General features: G+C 58.9%; 15 protein-coding genes and 2 pseudogenes. 9 read left to right on the forward strand and 8 right to left on the reverse strand.

What is annotated here, in order from left to right; genetic code table 11:
- Positions 1-13 precede the first annotated feature (13 nt).
- Positions 14-1,939 carry a PAS domain S-box protein gene (locus RL_RS25985; protein ID WP_011649560.1) on the forward strand — a complete coding sequence of 642 codons (1,926 nt, stop codon included), beginning with the start codon at positions 14-16 and terminating at the stop codon, positions 1,937-1,939.
- A gap of 191 nt (positions 1,940-2,130) precedes the next feature.
- Positions 2,131-2,589: a pseudoazurin gene (locus RL_RS25990; RefSeq protein ID WP_011649561.1), complete on the forward strand. Its 459-nt coding sequence runs from the start codon at positions 2,131-2,133 to the stop codon at positions 2,587-2,589.
- A 109-nt stretch (positions 2,590-2,698) separates the two neighbouring features.
- On the opposite strand, the gene RL_RS25995 is transcribed toward RL_RS25990, so the two are convergent.
- Both RL_RS25995 and hemN read right to left on the reverse strand, forming a co-directional pair.
- Positions 2,699-3,193: a hypothetical protein gene (locus RL_RS25995; protein ID WP_011649562.1), complete on the reverse strand. Its 495-nt coding sequence runs from the start codon at positions 3,191-3,193 to the stop codon at positions 2,699-2,701.
- Positions 3,194-3,490: 297 nt separating this feature from the next.
- Positions 3,491-4,843, reverse strand: a complete 1,353-nt coding sequence (hemN, locus tag RL_RS26000) for an oxygen-independent coproporphyrinogen III oxidase (RefSeq protein ID WP_011649563.1) — start codon at positions 4,841-4,843, stop codon at positions 3,491-3,493.
- A 291-nt stretch (positions 4,844-5,134) separates the two neighbouring features.
- Here hemN and RL_RS26005 point away from each other — a divergent pair, with 291 nt between their 5' ends.
- Positions 5,135-5,485 (forward strand): hypothetical protein, encoded by a 351-nt coding sequence (locus RL_RS26005; protein ID WP_011649564.1) that lies wholly within the window; start codon positions 5,135-5,137, stop codon positions 5,483-5,485.
- A 179-nt stretch (positions 5,486-5,664) separates the two neighbouring features.
- Here RL_RS26005 and RL_RS26010 read toward each other — a convergent pair whose 3' ends face one another.
- Complete coding sequence (locus tag RL_RS26010; RefSeq protein ID WP_011649565.1) at positions 5,665-6,417, reverse strand: Crp/Fnr family transcriptional regulator; 753 nt, start codon at positions 6,415-6,417, stop codon at positions 5,665-5,667.
- Between the two features lie 126 nt (positions 6,418-6,543).
- Between RL_RS26010 and RL_RS26015 the strand changes: the two genes are divergently transcribed.
- The 5 genes and pseudogenes from RL_RS26015 to RL_RS38170 all read left to right on the forward strand — a co-directional run.
- Complete coding sequence (locus RL_RS26015; RefSeq protein ID WP_041936739.1) at positions 6,544-7,269, forward strand: response regulator; 726 nt, start codon at positions 6,544-6,546, stop codon at positions 7,267-7,269.
- Positions 7,270-7,533: 264 nt separating this feature from the next.
- Positions 7,534-8,616, forward strand: a complete 1,083-nt coding sequence (gene adhP / locus RL_RS26020; RefSeq protein WP_041936742.1) for an alcohol dehydrogenase AdhP — start codon at positions 7,534-7,536, stop codon at positions 8,614-8,616.
- A gap of 326 nt (positions 8,617-8,942) precedes the next feature.
- Positions 8,943-9,660, forward strand: a pseudogene (locus tag RL_RS26030) (CBS domain-containing protein).
- A 15-nt stretch (positions 9,661-9,675) separates the two neighbouring features.
- Complete coding sequence (locus RL_RS41035) at positions 9,676-9,801, forward strand: hypothetical protein (protein ID WP_011649569.1); 126 nt, start codon at positions 9,676-9,678, stop codon at positions 9,799-9,801.
- Between the two features lie 15 nt (positions 9,802-9,816).
- A pseudogene (locus tag RL_RS38170) lies at positions 9,817-10,308 on the forward strand (ABC transporter ATP-binding protein); the annotation flags it as partial.
- On the opposite strand, the gene RL_RS26035 reads toward RL_RS38170, so the two are convergent.
- The 3 genes from RL_RS26035 to RL_RS39910 all read right to left on the reverse strand — a co-directional run bounded on the left by RL_RS26035 (position 10,269) and on the right by RL_RS39910 (position 13,195).
- A complete protein-coding gene (locus RL_RS26035; RefSeq protein WP_011649570.1) occupies positions 10,269-11,789 on the reverse strand; it encodes an acetyl-CoA hydrolase/transferase family protein in 1,521 nt (506 codons plus the stop codon). The pseudogene RL_RS38170 and the gene RL_RS26035 sit on opposite strands and share 40 nt — an antisense overlap.
- A gap of 12 nt (positions 11,790-11,801) precedes the next feature.
- The gene (locus RL_RS26040; protein WP_041936746.1) at positions 11,802-12,626 is read right to left on the reverse strand and encodes a universal stress protein; all 825 of its coding nucleotides are present in this window, start codon (positions 12,624-12,626) and stop codon (positions 11,802-11,804) included.
- A 158-nt stretch (positions 12,627-12,784) separates the two neighbouring features.
- Complete coding sequence (locus tag RL_RS39910) at positions 12,785-13,195, reverse strand: hypothetical protein (RefSeq protein ID WP_157865242.1); 411 nt, start codon at positions 13,193-13,195, stop codon at positions 12,785-12,787.
- Between the two features lie 411 nt (positions 13,196-13,606).
- Here RL_RS39910 and RL_RS26050 point away from each other — a divergent pair, with 411 nt between their 5' ends.
- Positions 13,607-13,855 carry a hypothetical protein gene (locus RL_RS26050; RefSeq protein WP_020486896.1) on the forward strand — a complete coding sequence of 83 codons (249 nt, stop codon included), beginning with the start codon at positions 13,607-13,609 and terminating at the stop codon, positions 13,853-13,855.
- An 85-nt stretch (positions 13,856-13,940) separates the two neighbouring features.
- Here RL_RS26050 and rsgA read toward each other — a convergent pair whose 3' ends face one another.
- Both rsgA and RL_RS40265 read right to left on the reverse strand, forming a co-directional pair.
- A complete protein-coding gene (gene rsgA, locus RL_RS26055) occupies positions 13,941-14,993 on the reverse strand; it encodes a ribosome small subunit-dependent GTPase A (RefSeq protein ID WP_041936748.1) in 1,053 nt (350 codons plus the stop codon).
- A gap of 36 nt (positions 14,994-15,029) precedes the next feature.
- Positions 15,030-15,206 carry a hypothetical protein gene (locus RL_RS40265; protein ID WP_003549623.1) on the reverse strand — a complete coding sequence of 59 codons (177 nt, stop codon included), beginning with the start codon at positions 15,204-15,206 and terminating at the stop codon, positions 15,030-15,032.
- Positions 15,207-15,416 lie beyond the last annotated feature (210 nt).

Here is a 15,416-nt window from a genome sequence, read left to right on the forward strand (position 1 = left end):
AGGATCGACGTTCATGCCCCACCGCCTCGTATCGCCGAGAACCGTATCGTCCCACGAGCTGGATGCAATGGTGCACGTGCTGGACGGAGCTGACATCCTGATCCATCGGTTTGACGGAACCATCACGCATTGGTCTATCGGCTGCGAGAACATGTATGGCTGGGCAAGAGAAGAAGCTATCGGGGAGAAGGTGCACGAACTGCTGGCGACGCAGTTCCCCGAACCGGTGGAAAACATCCGCGACCAGCTGAAGTCGCGTGGCTCCTGGCAGGGTGAAACCACTCATCGTCACAAGAGCGGGCATGACATTCATGTCGCGTCTCGCTACGTGCTGGTCAATCTGCCGGATGGGGACCTTGCCGTCATAGAGACAAACAGCGACGTCAGCGCCTTGAAACGCTCTCAAGAGGTGGTCAAATCCCGCGAAGCGCATCTGAGCTCGATCCTCGACACCGTGCCGGACGCCATGGTGGTGATCGATGACAAGGGAGTGGTGCTTTCGTTCAGCAAGGCTGCCGAAAAGCTGTTTGGAATGTCTTCAGAGCAGATTTGCGGCCGCAACGTCAGCAACCTGATGCCGAATCCCTACCGCGATGCTCACGACGGCTACATCGACCACTATCTCGATACGGGCGAGAAACGTATCATCGGTTATGGGCGTGTCGTCACCGGACAGCGGGCCGACGGGTCGCAGTTTCCGATGGAACTCCACGTCGGCGAGGCGACGGCGAACGGAGAGCGGATATTCACCGGGTTTGTCCGCGATCTCACCAGCCGCTACAAAATCGAGGAAGACCTTCGTCAGTCGCAGAAGATGGAAGCTGTCGGGCAGTTGACCGGAGGCATCGCGCATGACTTCAACAACCTCCTGACCGTCATCAGCGGCAACCTCGAAATGATCGAGGATAAGCTGCCGCCCGGCAACCTTCGTGAAATTCTGGGAGAGGCTCAGGCCGCGGCGGCGGACGGAGCGGTGCTCACGGCTCAACTGCTGGCTTTCGGCCGACGGCAGCCGCTGAATCCAAAGCGCGCGGATCTTGGTCAGCTTGTAAGTGGCTTTTCGGATCTGCTCCGGCGAACGCTCGGCGAAGATATCAGGTTGTCGACCGTCATCGATGGATCAGGCCTGAATGTCCTTGTGGATAGCTCGCAGCTTCAGAACGCCATTCTGAACATCGCTTTGAATGCAAGGGACGCCATGCCCAAGGGCGGCAGTCTCACGACGACGATCTCGCGGGTCCATCTCGATGCCGACTATGCGAAAATGTATCCGGAGCTGCGCAGCGGCAACTTCGTGCTCGTCACGATGACGGATACCGGTTCCGGTATGACCGAGGAGGTCAAGAAGCACGCGATAGAACCATTCTTTACGACGAAGGAAGTTGGCTCGGGCACAGGTCTCGGGCTCAGCATGGTCTATGGTTTCGTGAAGCAATCGGGCGGGCATCTCCAGCTTTACAGCGAGGTGGGGCGCGGCACGGCAGTCCGGATATATCTCCCCGCCATCAATGGCGTGAAGCCTCAAGAGCCGGCACCGGACCATGGCTCCGATGACAACCAACTGCCGCAAGGGGATGAAGTGGTGCTGGTCGTCGAAGATGACGCCCGTGTCCGCCGCGTGGCCGTCGCCAGGCTTGCGTCGATGGGCTATAAGGTGCGTGAAGCCGAAAACGGTCACCGCGCGCTCGATCTCCTGAAGGAAAATCCTGACGTCGCGCTCCTCTTTACCGACATTGTGATGCCGGGCGGGATGACGGGGGACGAACTCGCAAAAGAGGTGCGCATATTGCGGCCGGACATTGCCGTGCTCTTCACGTCGGGATATTCCGAACCGGGTCTCGCAGGCAATGATACGGTTCCGGGCGCGCAATGGCTGCGCAAACCCTATACCGCAAAGGAGCTGGCTTTGCGGGTCCGCGAACTTCTCGACGCGAAGTGACATCCAGGGAGGCAGTTCGTCTCGGCATAACGGCCATATCCGCCGCGCAAGCTGACCCGCCCTTGTGCCTTGGGCCGCGCGAAGTGCGCGCCTTCTCCCGTATTTGACCAGCGTCAAAGAACCGGGGTCCAGCATGTCTTAAAGGATGTTCGCGAGGCTCAATCAGACCTCGCGGAACAGGAGATATGCAAATGCGTTTGAAATTCGGTTTCATCGTTGCAACGGCAGCCCTGATCGCTTCGGCTGCATCTTTGATGGCTGCCGACCACCAGGTTCAGATGCTGAACAAGGGTACCGACGGTGCGATGGTGTTCGAGCCCGGCTTCCTGAAGATCGCTCCCGGCGATACTGTAACGTTCATTCCCACCGACAAGAGCCACAATGTCGAGACGTTCAAGGGCCTCATTCCCGATGGCGTTCCCGATTTCAAATCCAAGCCGAACGAGCAGTATCAGGTGAAGTTCGACATTCCGGGCGCATATGTCTTGAAGTGCACGCCACACGTGGGCATGGGCATGGTTGCATTGATCCAGGTCGGCGACAACCCGGCTAATCTTGAGCCGATCAAGATCGCCAAGGTGCCGAATATGGTGCGCAAGAGGCTGGATGCCGACCTCGCGCAGATCACCCAGGCTCAGATCACTCAGTGATTGAACGACAGGTGCGGACGGCGCCGCTTGCGCGCCGTGCCGCACGACGAGAACCATCATCGTCAAGCCCGCGGCAATTGCTTCGTGATTGTCTTTGGCAGCGCGCTGCTCAGGCCGTTTCCGTCTGAGCAGTCACCTTGGGCGAACGCGACGCCGGTTCATCCTCCATTGCCCGTTGAAGCAGCCTGATGATCTCCTGTTCCGACTTGATATGCCTGCGCATCGAACAGAAGAACGAACGCAGCTGATATCCTACGGCTTCCCAGGAGAGCCGGCAGCGCCCCTCGCTCAGAGTTTCCAGCGTGAAGACTATGTGCTGCGCCGCATCATGATCGAATAGACGACCAACGTACCGGTGTTCCCTTGCATCAGCCAGCTCTTCGACCTCCATGATCAGTCCGAGTACGGACGAGATCGAGCGCTCTTCGAGCTGGTGCGTCGTCAGCAACAGCGGGATCAGACCGCGTGAAATACGGCCGCAGAGGCTTTCATCGATATGGCAAGGCAGAAAGTCGGCGATAGCCTGGAGCACGTCGCACCACGACATAAGCTGATCATAGCAGCTTTCGAGTTCTTCGAAACTGTTCAGGATTGGGTTCTTCATCCTATTACCTCTGTAGCAACAAGCTGGCGAGCGATCGCCATGGCGGCAGGAACCCGCGCAGTCAACGCCCGTTCGTTGCAGGACACCGGTCTGGCAGGGGTGATTGCAAATAGGACGATCAGGGATGTTGCTCTCGATAGCCCGGTCTGCGCACCAGTCATCACGGTCTCCTTTCAACCGAACCTAGGCTGTCTGATCGATGGGCTTTTTGCTCTCGATCAAAGAGATAGCGGGATACATCTCGCGACGGCATTCCTGTCCTGAAGGCGGACCGCCGAACAAGGGCTGGTTTCTCGCTCAAGCGGCCTTGCTGTGCGTGCGCCCGTGCGAACCGAAATACGCGTCGAATGCCGCAGCAACGGCGCGGACCATGAACCGTGCGTCCTGAGACACGACAATCCGATCTCCGAAAATCGTCGCGACGCCATCGGCGACGAGGTCGTTGAGCCGCTCGTTTCGCTCGATGAGGAATTCGATGTCAAAACCCGACTCCTTGCTCAATCGTCCGAGATCGACTTCGAAATCACACATAAGCCGCTCGATTATTTTGGCCCGAAGCTTGTCCTCTTCGGTCAGAAGATATCCCTTGGCTGTCGGCAGGATGCCGGAAGCAACCCGCTCTTGATACAGACCCAATGGCACATGGTTCTGGATGTAACCGGTCGGCAACCGCCCGATCGCCGAAGTACCGAGGCCGATCAGCGTATTGCAATCATCTGTGGTGTAGCCTTGGAAATTCCTTCCCATCGTGCCGTTGCGCGCAGCGACCGCGAGTTGATCATCCGGCAGCGCGAAATGATCGAGCCCGATGCGCGCATATCCGGCCTTCACAAGCTCTTCCGCGATGGCTTCGGCCTGCTCGTTTCGCTGTTTTGCATCCGGAAGCGACGCTTCATCTATGAGGCGCTGGTGCTTCTTGAAGGCCGGTATGTGAGCATAACCGAAAACGGCGAAACGCTCCGGACGCAGCTGCGCGGCCAGTCTGACGGTTTCGAGGCAGGATTGCACTGTCTGTTTCGGAAGGCCGTATATCAAATCGAAGTTGATACTGGAGATGCCCATGGAGCGTAGCCCGCTGACCGCGATCTCAGTCTGCTCGAAAGATTGCATTCGGTTGATCGTGGCTTGCACGATCGGGTCAAAGCTCTGAACGCCGAGGCTTGCGCGATCGACACCGCTTTCGCCCAGCGCTTCGATCATCGGAACGGCCAATGTCCGTGGATCGATTTCAACCGCGATGCTCGCATCCGCCTCAAACCTGAACGCGCTTCGCAGCTTTGATATTATTGCGGCAAACTCCTGCGGCCTCATGATCGTCGGAGTGCCGCCGCCAAAATGAACGTTCCTTACGGCGACCTCGTTACCGGCTGCAAAGGATACAAGCTCGATCTCCTGGCTCATGACATCCAGGTATTCGCGAACCGGGCCGTCCTGCCGGGTGATGCTCGTGTGACAACCGCAGTACCAGCACATTGAACGGCAGTATGGGACGTGGAGATAGACGGAGACGGGTCCGGCTTCTTCAATATTTGCGAGTCCCCTCGCATATTCATCCGGTCCCACAGTGGCTGAAAAGGCTGGCGCCGTTGGGTAGCTCGTGTAGCGCGGGAACCGCGCGTCGCCATACTTGGCGACCAGACAGTCGGACATTGTCGCATCCTTTGACAAAAACAGGATGGTTTATGAGGTCGAACTGTTCGACCTTCCTTGTTCTAAATCAATGTTGGCATCCACGCGTAACCGAGGTCCCACATAGCTATTCGGACGTTGCCCACCTTCGAATGGCGGCCGCTGATCCATCGGCTGACAGGCGATGCATACCGGCATACGCCGTCATGGCCATAAGCTCCAAGACTTGTCGCACGGCAATGATGCCGAGTTGACCGAGGTCAAAGTGTCATTGCACCGATGTCGTACCTTGGAAGGAACCTGGGAGCATCAATGGCTGGCAGCGGTTCATGCAACGCAGGATTCTGCTCGAAGGAGATGAAAGTGCAGCACGATGTCGTCACCGCAAGCCTGAATGCGCGAGATAAGTCGGGGCGCATAGATGTGCGTTTCGGCGCAGGCATGAAAACGGTCGTTGTCTCCAGGCGCGCACTGCTATCCATAGCCTCGCCACCTCGCGCAACTGAAGTTCGCTTTCTTCAGTACGTCGACGCGTTCTGTGAAATCGTGGCGAGCGGCCTTGGTTCAAAGAGGTCCGGCGGCGACGTGGTCCTGGTCACGGCAAACGACGTCCGCAGATGGCGCCGCGCGTGGCAATCGTCCGAAGTGGCGACGGGGATATAAGCTGTACCTCGCGATGCCGCTTCATTGAAGCGCGTCGCGTGAACCTCATTCATGCGGCACGCCACCAAAGCGCATCGCGATCTTTCAGATTCGCTCTTCGCGCTTTAAGTCTTTGTTTTTCCGCATGTCGTTGTTTTGCGCGACATGCTTTAGGCGTTCTGGCTTTCGTCACTTCGGGATCATTGGCGCTGCCTTCCGGCGTAACCGATCAAGCCGCGTTCGTCGCCATCATATTCATCATCGTCGCCGGAGAGCTGCACGAGTGTCGCGTATTTCATGATGCGCACGCAATGACGGCCGGCCGATACCAGGATCCCCTTGTTCGCCAGCTTCGTCATCATTCGCGACACAGTTTCGATCGTCAGGCCGAGATAGTCGGCAATGTCGAGCCGAGTCATCGGCAGCTCGACGATGGCATTGGATCGGCAATGACCCGGGTCACGGCGAAGCTGCTTCAACAGGAAGCTGCAGAGCCGCTCCTCGGCATCCTTGCAGGACAGGAGCACCATCTGGTCCTGAGCGGCGGCCATCTCGTCGCGAAGCCGGGCGAAGACCTCCGGCCGCAACTCCGGCGAGTTGCTGACCTCAGCCTCGAAAGCCTTGCGTGAGAAGCGGCGAACCTTGGTATCGGTGACGGCCTCGGCGCTGTAGAGATAGTGGTTCTTCAACGATACGCCGACAATGTCGCCGGCATGGAGGAAACCGGTGATGACGCGCCGGCCATCGGAGATGACCCTGAAGATGCGCAGGTTCCCCTCAACCACTTCAAAGAGGTGTTTGGCGACGTCGCCCTCGAAGAACAGCGACTGGCCGGCGGCCAGATGTTCGACTGGCTGCTTTCTGAAAAGCGCCTGCAAGCAGTTCGGCTCGGAGCCGAGAAACGCCGTGTTGGCGATTTCTAGAGCGGGGTGAAAATGGGTTGCCTGCAGCATGACCGTTCCCTCTGTGCTGTCGATGAGTACAATTGACCGGCTTCTGGTGACACACCGATGCCATGCGTGTTAAAGACGGTGCCATTGGGTAACAGTTTGTAACAAGCGCGGCTTGACGGATGGGCGATGGCAACACTTCAGCATGACGCGCATCTTCTCGTCGTCGACGACGATCCGCGTATTCGTCAGATGCTGACGCGCTATTTCGAGGACGAAGGTTACGCCGTTTCGTCCGCCTCCGACGGGATCGAGATGCGGGTACACATGCGCCAGCAGAGTTTCGATGCCATCCTGCTCGACCTTGTCCTTCCCGGCGGCGCTGACGGCCTTGATCTTGCCCGCGAAATTCGCGCCCAATCCGATGTTCCGATCATGATGCTGACGGGTCGCGACGACGTCGTGGACCGGATCGTCGGTCTGGAAATCGGCGCCGACGATTACGTCGCCAAACCCTTCCACCTCAGAGAAGTCCATGCGCGGTTGAAGTCGATCCTGCGCCGTCGGCAATCTTCGGGACCCAATGCCGAGCCGGTCAGCGAGGAAATCGTCGGTTTCGAGTATTGGAAGCTCAATCTCAGTCGCCGCCAGCTTGTCGATCCCCAAGGTGCGGAGATCGAATTGACGACCGGCGAATTCGACATGCTGGCAACCTTCGTGCGGCATGCCGGCCGGGTGCTAACCCGTGACGTGCTGATGGATCTGACCCGGGGCCGAAACCTCGAAGCCTTCGACCGGACGATCGATGCCCAGATCGTTCGGTTGCGCCGCAAAATCGAAACAGATCCGAAGAGACCGCAATTCATCAAGGCCGTACGCGGCGTCGGCTACGTCTTCACCGCCAGGCTGGATTGACGAGTTTAGGACATGTTGACGCTTGCGGCGGCCACTTCCGTCGTCCGTCCGCGGATGGTTTCGTGAAGCAGTTGCCTCGTCAGATGTTTGCGCTCGGGATAGGGATTATGATTCCTCGGCCCTGCACCCCTCGACATGTTGCAAGAGGCGAGATCAAACCGGCGCGCAGTGTGCCTTGAACGCCGTCAAGAACCGCTTTGCGATGAATCAATGCGCCGCCGGGTGCCGCCTTCATCATCCCCGCCGAACAAACATCGCGAAGGGATGAAGATCATGACGAACAAACTGATGAAGGCGGCTGTGGTGCGCGAATTCGGCAAACCGCTCGCAATCGAATGCGTGCCGGTGCCTGTTCCTGGGCCAGGCGAAATTCTGGTGAAGGTCGTCGCATGCGGCGTCTGCCATACCGATCTGCACGCAGCCGACGGCGACTGGCCAGTCAAGCCGACGCCGCCCTTCATTCCAGGCCATGAGGCGGCCGGCATCGTCGCCGCCCTCGGTTCCGGCGTCACCGAATTCAAGGAAGGTGATGCCGTCGGCGTCGCCTGGCTTCACGACGCCTGCCTTCGCTGCGAATATTGCGAAACCGGCTGGGAAACGCTTTGCGAACACCAGCACAATACCGGCTACAGTTGCAACGGCGGCTTTGCTGAATACGTCATCGCCTCCGCCGCCTTCGCCGCCCGCCTTCCCCAAAACGTCAACTTCTCCGAGATCGCGCCGATCCTCTGCGCCGGCGTCACCACTTACAAGGGCTTGAAGGAAACCGAGGCACGGCCCGGTGAATGGGTGGCGATATCGGGTGTGGGCGGCCTCGGTCACGTCGCGATCCAATATGCCAAGGCGATGGGCCTCAAGGTGGTCGCCCTCGATGTCGCCGCCGCCAAGCTCGACCTCGCTCGCCAGGTCGGCGCCGATCTCGCACTCAATGTGCTGTCCGAAGACACAATCGAGAAAGTGCTGAAAGTAACGAGCGGCGGCGCCCATGGCGTGCTTGTCACCGCCGTCTCTCCGCCTGCTTTCTCGCAGGCACTCAGTATGGTGCGCCGCAAAGGCACCGTCAGCCTTGTCGGCCTGCCGCCGGGTAACTTCCCGATGCCGATCTTCGACGTGGTGCTGAAACGCATCACAGTGCGTGGTTCGATCGTCGGAACACGCCGTGACCTCGATGAAGCTCTCGCATTCGCCACCGAAGGTCGTGTCCGGGCCGAGATCGCCAAAGCACCGCTCGATGATATCAACGATATCTTTGCCGGTCTGAAGGCGGGAACGATCGAGGGGCGCATGGTGCTCGACATCGCCGGGCAGGCGAGCGCATTGGCAACGCAGGGACAGTCCGCTGCCTAGCCAACCACTGCGCAGCAGTCCCGCCGCCGCGAAGCGGCGGGACGCTGGCATTTCCAACAGCAGCAGAACAGCTTTGCCGTAACATGCGTTGATTATTGATCTCATAGGGACGGCTGCAAGCGTTACCATGCTTGCCTCTTCAATTTTGACGTCGATCAAAGCATCCCGCTTTCATCGACGCTACCTTCCTCCCACTGGTTCAAGCGCGGCCGCCCTCCGACGCGATCGATATCCAGCCAATGGTTTCGTCGCCAAATGCTGACCCATTCGAAACCTTCGGAGCGCCATCGGCGCGATCCCAAACCTGCCTTCATCAGGAGTTGAAAATGCTCGTTCAAGGCATCATGACCTCCGATCACCGTAACGGCATCCTGCTCCGTTGCCGAAGCCGCGAAGCGAATGCTCGACAACAAGATCAGTGGCCTGCCGGTCGTTGATGCAAACGGAGCGCTCGTCGGTATCGTCAGCGACGGCGATTTCCTGCGCCGTAGTGAGCTGAACACCGAGCGCAAGCGTTCCTGGCTACTCGAATGGCTGACCAGCCCGGGCAAGATCGCCGACGAATATGTCCGCGCTCATGGGCGACGGGTCGAGGAAGTGATGACCGCACCGGTCAGCGCGATCGCGCCGACCGCTTCGATCTCAGACGCCGTCAGGCTGATGGAGCGTCGGGATATCAAGCGCCTGCCCGTCGTCACCGATGGCAGGCTCGTCGGCATTGTTGCCCGCTCCGACCTGCTGCGCGCGCTGTCGCAAGCTCTGCCGGCCGCCGCCGTTTCCGCAAGCGATGCGCAGATCCAGGCAGCGATCGACACCGAGCTTGCCCGGCAGAGCTGGAGCCGTAACGGCTTCATCCATTGCCGGGTCACGAACGGCGTTGCCGAGCTGAGTGGCACCATCTTTGACGAACGCGAACGTCTCGCCGCGAAAGTCGCGGTGGAGAATGTCCCGGGCGTGACGTCGATCAAGGACCAGCTCGTCTGGGTCGATCCCTATTATGGCGTCGCAATCCCGCCCCCGGAGACCGAGGCCAGACAGGGCTGAACTCGAGGGAAAACCATGGAACACCCGGCTCTCAACGATCGCATGGCGCAACTGCTGGCCACCTCGATGCTCGCAATGTCGGCAACATTCGTACTTCTCTTTCCCGACAGGAAAAAACTCGCCGTCTCATCGGAAGGGTGAGGGTCAGGACGTCAAATGCCGAAAAAGCTGTTCGGTTTTGTGCTCCTCATGGGTCGCCATCATCAGATCGCGATTGCCGCCCTTTCGATCCTCCTCTTCCTCGCCGGTATCGCGCCGCTTGAGGTGCAAAGGCGCATCATCAACGCGGCCACAGGGGGCGCTTCCTACCTGGCCATCCTGATTCTTGTTTTCGCTTACCTCGGCCTCGCCCTTCTGGAAGGTCTGACCAAGCTGGCGCTGAACCTCTATCGCGGATGGATCGGCGAGGTCGCGATCCGCTGGCTTCGCATGGGCGTGCTCGCCGCATCCGAGTGCTTTCACGAATCTCCCGTCGATGCACTCGCCGAAGGTGTCCAGCTTTCGATCGTCCTGGCCAAGGCGGAACCCGTCGGTGGCTTCGTTGGCACCAGCGTTTCGGAGCCCCTCCTGCAGTCGGGCATCCTGATTGCAGTCGGCGGTTACATGATCTACCTGCAGCCGCTGATGGCGCTTGCCGTCGCCGTCGTCATCCGTCCCGTTCGGCGAAGGTTATCGTGCCATCCGAGGGCTTCTTCGATCAGATGCGGCGTATGCCCGCCGCGCAACAGCGCCCGCCGGTAATATTCCGCGAGCATCTCCCGGTAGCTTGGGTGCACGCAATTGGCAATAATGACTTTGGCGCGTTCTCGTGGCGCCAGTCCGCGAAGATCGGCAAGACCGATTTCGGTAACGAGAATATCGACATCATGCTCGGTATGATCGACATGGCTGACCATCGGCACGACGCGTGAGATCGCCCCGTCCTTGGCAAGCGATTTCGTCACGAAGATCGACATATAGGCGTTGCGGGCGAAATCGCCGGAGCCGCCGATGCCGTTCATCATGTGCGTGCCGCCGACATGGGTCGAGTTAACGTTGCCGTAGATGTCCAATTCCAATGCCGTGTTGATCGCAATGATACCGAGCCGGCGGATGACTTCGGGATGGTTGCTGATTTCCTGCGGTCGCAGCACCAGCCGCTGTTTGTAGTGCTCGATCCCGGAAAGCACGCTGCGATGCCTTTGCGTCGAGAGTGTCATGGAGGATCCGGAAGCAAAGGCGAGCTTACCGGCATCGATCAGGTCGAAGGTCGAATCTTGCAGCACCTCGGAATAGAGGGTGAGATCGTGGAAGGGCGTCGCGGTGAAGCCATAAAGCACGGCATTGGCGATCGTCCCGATGCCGGCCTGCAGCGGCTGCAGCCTTTCCGTCAGCCGGCCACGCCGCACCTCGTTCAACAGGAATTCGGTCAGATGACCGGCGATCGCGTTGGTCTCGGCATCCGGCGGCTCCACCGTAGAGGCACTGTCGCTGCTCTGCGTGATGACGATTGCCGCGATCTTTTCCGCAGGGATAGGAATGAACGGCACGCCGATGCGGCAGTCGGGTGCCACGATCGGGATTGCCTCGCGGCTCGGCCGATTGGTCGGAATGTAGATGTCGTGGAGCCCCTCGAGTGCTTCCGGCTGAGAGAGGTTGATCTCGACGATCACTTTCGGGGCGAGAATCGCGAAACTCGCCGAATTTCCGACGGAGGTGGTCGGTACGATGCCGCCATCTTCTGTAATCGCCGTTGCTTCGACGACGGCGACGTCGACTGGCGGGACTTGTCCGCTGCGCAGGGACTCGACGGTCTCGGAAAGATGCTGGTCGATGAACATCACCTCGCCGGCATTGATCGCCTCGCGCATGACAGGATCCGACTGGAAAGGCATGCGCCGCGCGATGACATGCGCCTCGACGAGAGTTCTATCGAGATTGTGGCCAAGCGAGGCGCCAGTCATCAGCGTGATCTTCAGCGGATCGCGCCTTGCCCTTTCCGCCAGAGCCAGCGGCACGGCTCTAGCCTCGCCGGCCCGCGTAAAGCCGCTCATGCCGACGGTCATCCCATCCGTGATCAGACGCGCCGCTTCATCGGCACTGACAATGCGATCCCAGAGCTTCGCGCTTCGGAGACGGTCCCTGAACATAGCGAGCAATCCTCAATGCGATATCAGGATAGGCAGGCTGATATTGGTCAGCACGGCTTGGGTAGCGCCGCCAAGCACGAATTCGCGCAGGCGCGAGTGGCCGAAACCGCCCATGACGAGAAGGTCTGCTCGCAACTCGAAGGCCTTGGTCTGTAGCACTTCTCCGACCGGTTCGCCGTGCGCACGTACGCGTGTCGCCTCCGCCTTTACGCCGCTCCTCAGCAGATTCTCGACGAGATAATCGCCCGTCTCGTATTTCACGGGCTTCTCATCGATAACGGAGAGCAGACGGACCTTGGAAGCCCGCTCCAGGAAAAACGAGGCATCATGTGCCGCCCGTGCGGCAGCGCAGCTGCCATCCCAGGCGATGGCGACGTGGTCCATTCGGCCACCGAAAGGTGCAGACGGATACAGGATGAGCGGCCGACCGGACGCAAATAGCACCGCCTCGACGATCGGACGGGAGATCCCTGCCGCTTCCAGCAGCACCAGATCGTAGGCGCGCGATGCTTCCGAAAGGACTTCGACGACGAAAGGCTCCGCAGTCTTGATCTCGCGCGTGCGTACGTCCACGCAAGCCGCTTTTGCCGCATCGACCGCCATCCGGGTCAGCGCCGAGGCACGCTTGCGACTGAGTGCCCCGGCGTCCCGCGCCATCTTCCCCGCATCGATGATCAGCGACGACAGTGCATTGGAAACGTCGGGAATGGTAATCTCCATCGCACAGACGGTAAGTGTCGCCTGCATGTGGTGTGCAAGTGCGACGGCGTTGGCAATCATGAATTCCGAAGTCGCATCCGGATAGGTGAGGAGCGGAAGAAAGAGGTGTTGCTTCATGCTAGTCTCCAGACGAAAGAGGCGAGACCTGATATTTGCTACAGTCTGGCATCGCTCTGGAATTACGAATTGACGTACGTCAAAGATGGCGCCCTGCTGAGTAACGATGGCGTTGATCAGTGGGCCCGCCTTCCGGCCGGCGCAAGGCATGAACCATTTCAGCAGATACTTGCCGGCTTGCTTTTGACATGCGCACCTTGCCGCCATGAAAGGAGATCGTCCGCGCTAATTCGGATGCGACCATCCGGTTCGACGTCGCCGCGATCATACTTCGCGGACGCAATGCGGCTAAACAGCTCGATATTTTCCTGAAGTCGGTTCTCGTCGCAACGTCGTGGTTCTGCGACCTCCAGAATGGCTGCCCTGTCAATGACGACCATCTGATTTGCGCCGCCTGCATCCATCGCAAGCAACGCTTCGTCGCCGGACGACTTCATCATCCCACTGATCAGCTTTAATGACATCATCTTATCTCCGGACCGGTTGATCTCCCTGGAAAACTTGCCGCAGGAAAGCTCTTGGACGACCTCGGCAAGTTGCGGGAAACCATACCCCGGCTTGAAAAACATGCCTTGATAAATATCAAAGGAAATAGCTTGCCGAATGAATGGGGAAGGTACGGTAGGGGAGCTACAAGAGCCGCAGCAGCCTCGGATCAGGGCACGGATTATCGAACGTGACGGCCCAGGAACAGATAGGCGGTGGGATACAGCGGCATGCAAATCACTTGCTTGGTGAATAGCGGATCGACGGTTCGCATCCGTTCAAGAGCACTAAACGGGCGGGGCCCCGGCTGAGTCGTGCCGATTTGCAACGATTGCTTCGAGTCTTTCTCGCAACACCTGAGCGGGAACTGTAATCTTGGACGGATTTGGCTGGATTAGAACGTTTCAGTTACGGTATCCGTAGGACTGCGAAGCGATTTGCGCGAGCGGGACAGCTAGAGAAAGCAAGTCCGCATCTCCTAAAGCAGGACCTTGATGAACGCGGATATGATAGCCGCCTGGGCGGTGGAAAATGGATTCCATGCGATGGATTCCGGGAATTATCGTCGCCATGACAATGCAGGCGTGATCACGATTGAGATAAAGAGGATGTCATTCCTCCTCATCGATGAGAGGCAAGGATTGCGACCGCGCCTCATATCGCGGTTGTTCAAAGACATATCCCTCACAAGCGGGAGCGGCCGCTTGCAGGGTCTTCTTCTTGACCGCAATCCCGATCATTGAGCGCTAACGCTTCCCCCAGCCCAGCCAATTCAGGTGGCGGATCATGGCTGACGCCTATGAGCACCGTCGCAAACGTTCAACACGTTCAATATTTCTTCTTGCGAACGATCTTGTTGCCGCGGGGTCCGCTCACGACCGGTGTTCGGTCGCGGTTTTCGGCAAGCAGGTTCCGCCAGCGTTCCAGGCGATCGGCGACCAGGGCACCGCTTGCGACAGCTGCCTGGACCGCACACCCGGGTTCATGGGCATGGGTGCAATCGCGAAAGCGGCAAAGCGGCGCCAGTTCAGTTATTTCAGCAAAGAGGGTGTCTATACCGTCGGCACCATCACTCACGTAAAGCGTTCTTATTCCCGGCGTATCGATGACCCAGCCGCCGCCTGAAATTGCATGCAGGGATCGCGCCGTGGTTGTGTGCCGGCCCTGCGCGTCATATTCTCGGATGGTGCCTGTCTTTTGCTTTGTGTCGGATTCAGGCCCGGTCATGGTGTTCACCAGCGTTGATTTTCCGACACCAGAAGCTCCCACCAACGCAACCGTCTGGCCAACGCCGCACCAGGGCCTCAACAGGGAAACGGCGTCCGCGGAGCGCCCATTCAAGGCAATGACAGGCAGATCGCGCTGCAAAGCCTCGGCTTGCGCCTGGAACATGCCGGCATCTTCCGCGGTGTCGGCCTTCGTCAGCACAATCACCGGATTGCTCCCGGCCTGATTGGCCATGATCAGATAACGTTCCAGCCTCGCAAGATTAAAATCGGCATTGCACGAGGTCACGATCAACAGGGTGTCGATGTTGGCGGCAACAAGTTGCTGGCCACGCCCGCCTTCCGGGCGTCGTTGAAAGACGCTTTTTCGGTCGAGGCGTCTGATAAGCATGTCAGTCAGGGCATCGGCAAGAACCCAGTCGCCGACCGCGTAATCACCAGTACTGGTATTGGATGGAAATTCGAGGCCGACCGGCCCGGTGACATCGATTGCCTCGATGCGTGCCCGGTGAACTGAAGCGATGCGTCGGGGGATCAAATCAGCTTCGCTGGGCTGGACCTGGTCCGCGAAGAATTCAGACCACCCAAGCAGTTCCAGCGGTGAAGAAAGTCGGGAGCTGGTCAAATCTTGTTCCACGTTCGGTAAGGCCACCATAAAGGGTTTTGCCAATGATCTTCCGCGGCTTCTCGCCTAGCTGCGTGGATGATCCCGTTTTGGCAACGAGGTTGCGTAAGCAGCGGCTTCGCCGGGGTAGGGGAAATCGTCCCCGAGCTGACGGTCGCCATCGTAGACTTTGAAGGCAGGCCCTTCAACTTCAACGATCTTATAGCCATTCACGTATTCGATCTTCGGTGTTTTCCAGCCCATCAAAAGCGCTCCAGTCCGGTCCGAGGGTTCTCTCTGAAGATGGTGCCAAGACCTCATACTCGGCGGTCTATGACCTATCAGGTGCTTCACGATTAGCCAACGCCGGTTCGATCCCGTTCAAGACCACTGTTCGTATGCAAATTCGGCAAAGAGTCACCGACAGGCCACGAGCAATCGTTGATGAGCGCATTCGCCAGTTCGGCACCTGTG

This window comes from Rhizobium johnstonii 3841, from assembly GCF_000009265.1.
GTDB classification, from domain to species: Bacteria; Pseudomonadota; Alphaproteobacteria; order Rhizobiales; family Rhizobiaceae; genus Rhizobium; species Rhizobium acaciae.

What these genes read in the sequence shown, in the direction of transcription:
- RL_RS39910 (WP_157865242.1), bottom strand. Translation starts at nt 13,195, where the DNA reads ATGTTTTTCAAGCCGGGGTATGGTTTCCCGCAACTTGCCGAGGTCGTC.
- RL_RS26010 (WP_011649565.1), bottom strand. Translation starts at nt 6,417, where the DNA reads ATGCTGCAGGCAACCCATTTTCACCCCGCTCTAGAAATCGCCAACACG.
- hemN (WP_011649563.1), bottom strand. Translation starts at nt 4,843, where the DNA reads ATGTCCGACTGTCTGGTCGCCAAGTATGGCGACGCGCGGTTCCCGCGC.
- RL_RS25990 (WP_011649561.1), top strand. Translation starts at nt 2,131, where the DNA reads ATGCGTTTGAAATTCGGTTTCATCGTTGCAACGGCAGCCCTGATCGCT.
- RL_RS26040 (WP_041936746.1), bottom strand. Translation starts at nt 12,626, where the DNA reads ATGAAGCAACACCTCTTTCTTCCGCTCCTCACCTATCCGGATGCGACT.
- RL_RS26050 (WP_020486896.1), top strand. Translation starts at nt 13,607, where the DNA reads ATGAACGCGGATATGATAGCCGCCTGGGCGGTGGAAAATGGATTCCAT.
- RL_RS26015 (WP_041936739.1), top strand. Translation starts at nt 6,544, where the DNA reads ATGGCAACACTTCAGCATGACGCGCATCTTCTCGTCGTCGACGACGAT.
- rsgA (WP_041936748.1), bottom strand. Translation starts at nt 14,993, where the DNA reads ATGGTGGCCTTACCGAACGTGGAACAAGATTTGACCAGCTCCCGACTT.
- RL_RS26005 (WP_011649564.1), top strand. Translation starts at nt 5,135, where the DNA reads ATGGCTGGCAGCGGTTCATGCAACGCAGGATTCTGCTCGAAGGAGATG.
- RL_RS26035 (WP_011649570.1), bottom strand. Translation starts at nt 11,789, where the DNA reads ATGTTCAGGGACCGTCTCCGAAGCGCGAAGCTCTGGGATCGCATTGTC.
- RL_RS41035 (WP_011649569.1), top strand. Translation starts at nt 9,676, where the DNA reads ATGGAACACCCGGCTCTCAACGATCGCATGGCGCAACTGCTGGCCACC.
- RL_RS25995 (WP_011649562.1), bottom strand. Translation starts at nt 3,193, where the DNA reads ATGAAGAACCCAATCCTGAACAGTTTCGAAGAACTCGAAAGCTGCTAT.
- RL_RS40265 (WP_003549623.1), bottom strand. Translation starts at nt 15,206, where the DNA reads ATGGGCTGGAAAACACCGAAGATCGAATACGTGAATGGCTATAAGATC.
- adhP (WP_041936742.1), top strand. Translation starts at nt 7,534, where the DNA reads ATGAAGATCATGACGAACAAACTGATGAAGGCGGCTGTGGTGCGCGAA.
- RL_RS25985 (WP_011649560.1), top strand. Translation starts at nt 14, where the DNA reads ATGCCCCACCGCCTCGTATCGCCGAGAACCGTATCGTCCCACGAGCTG.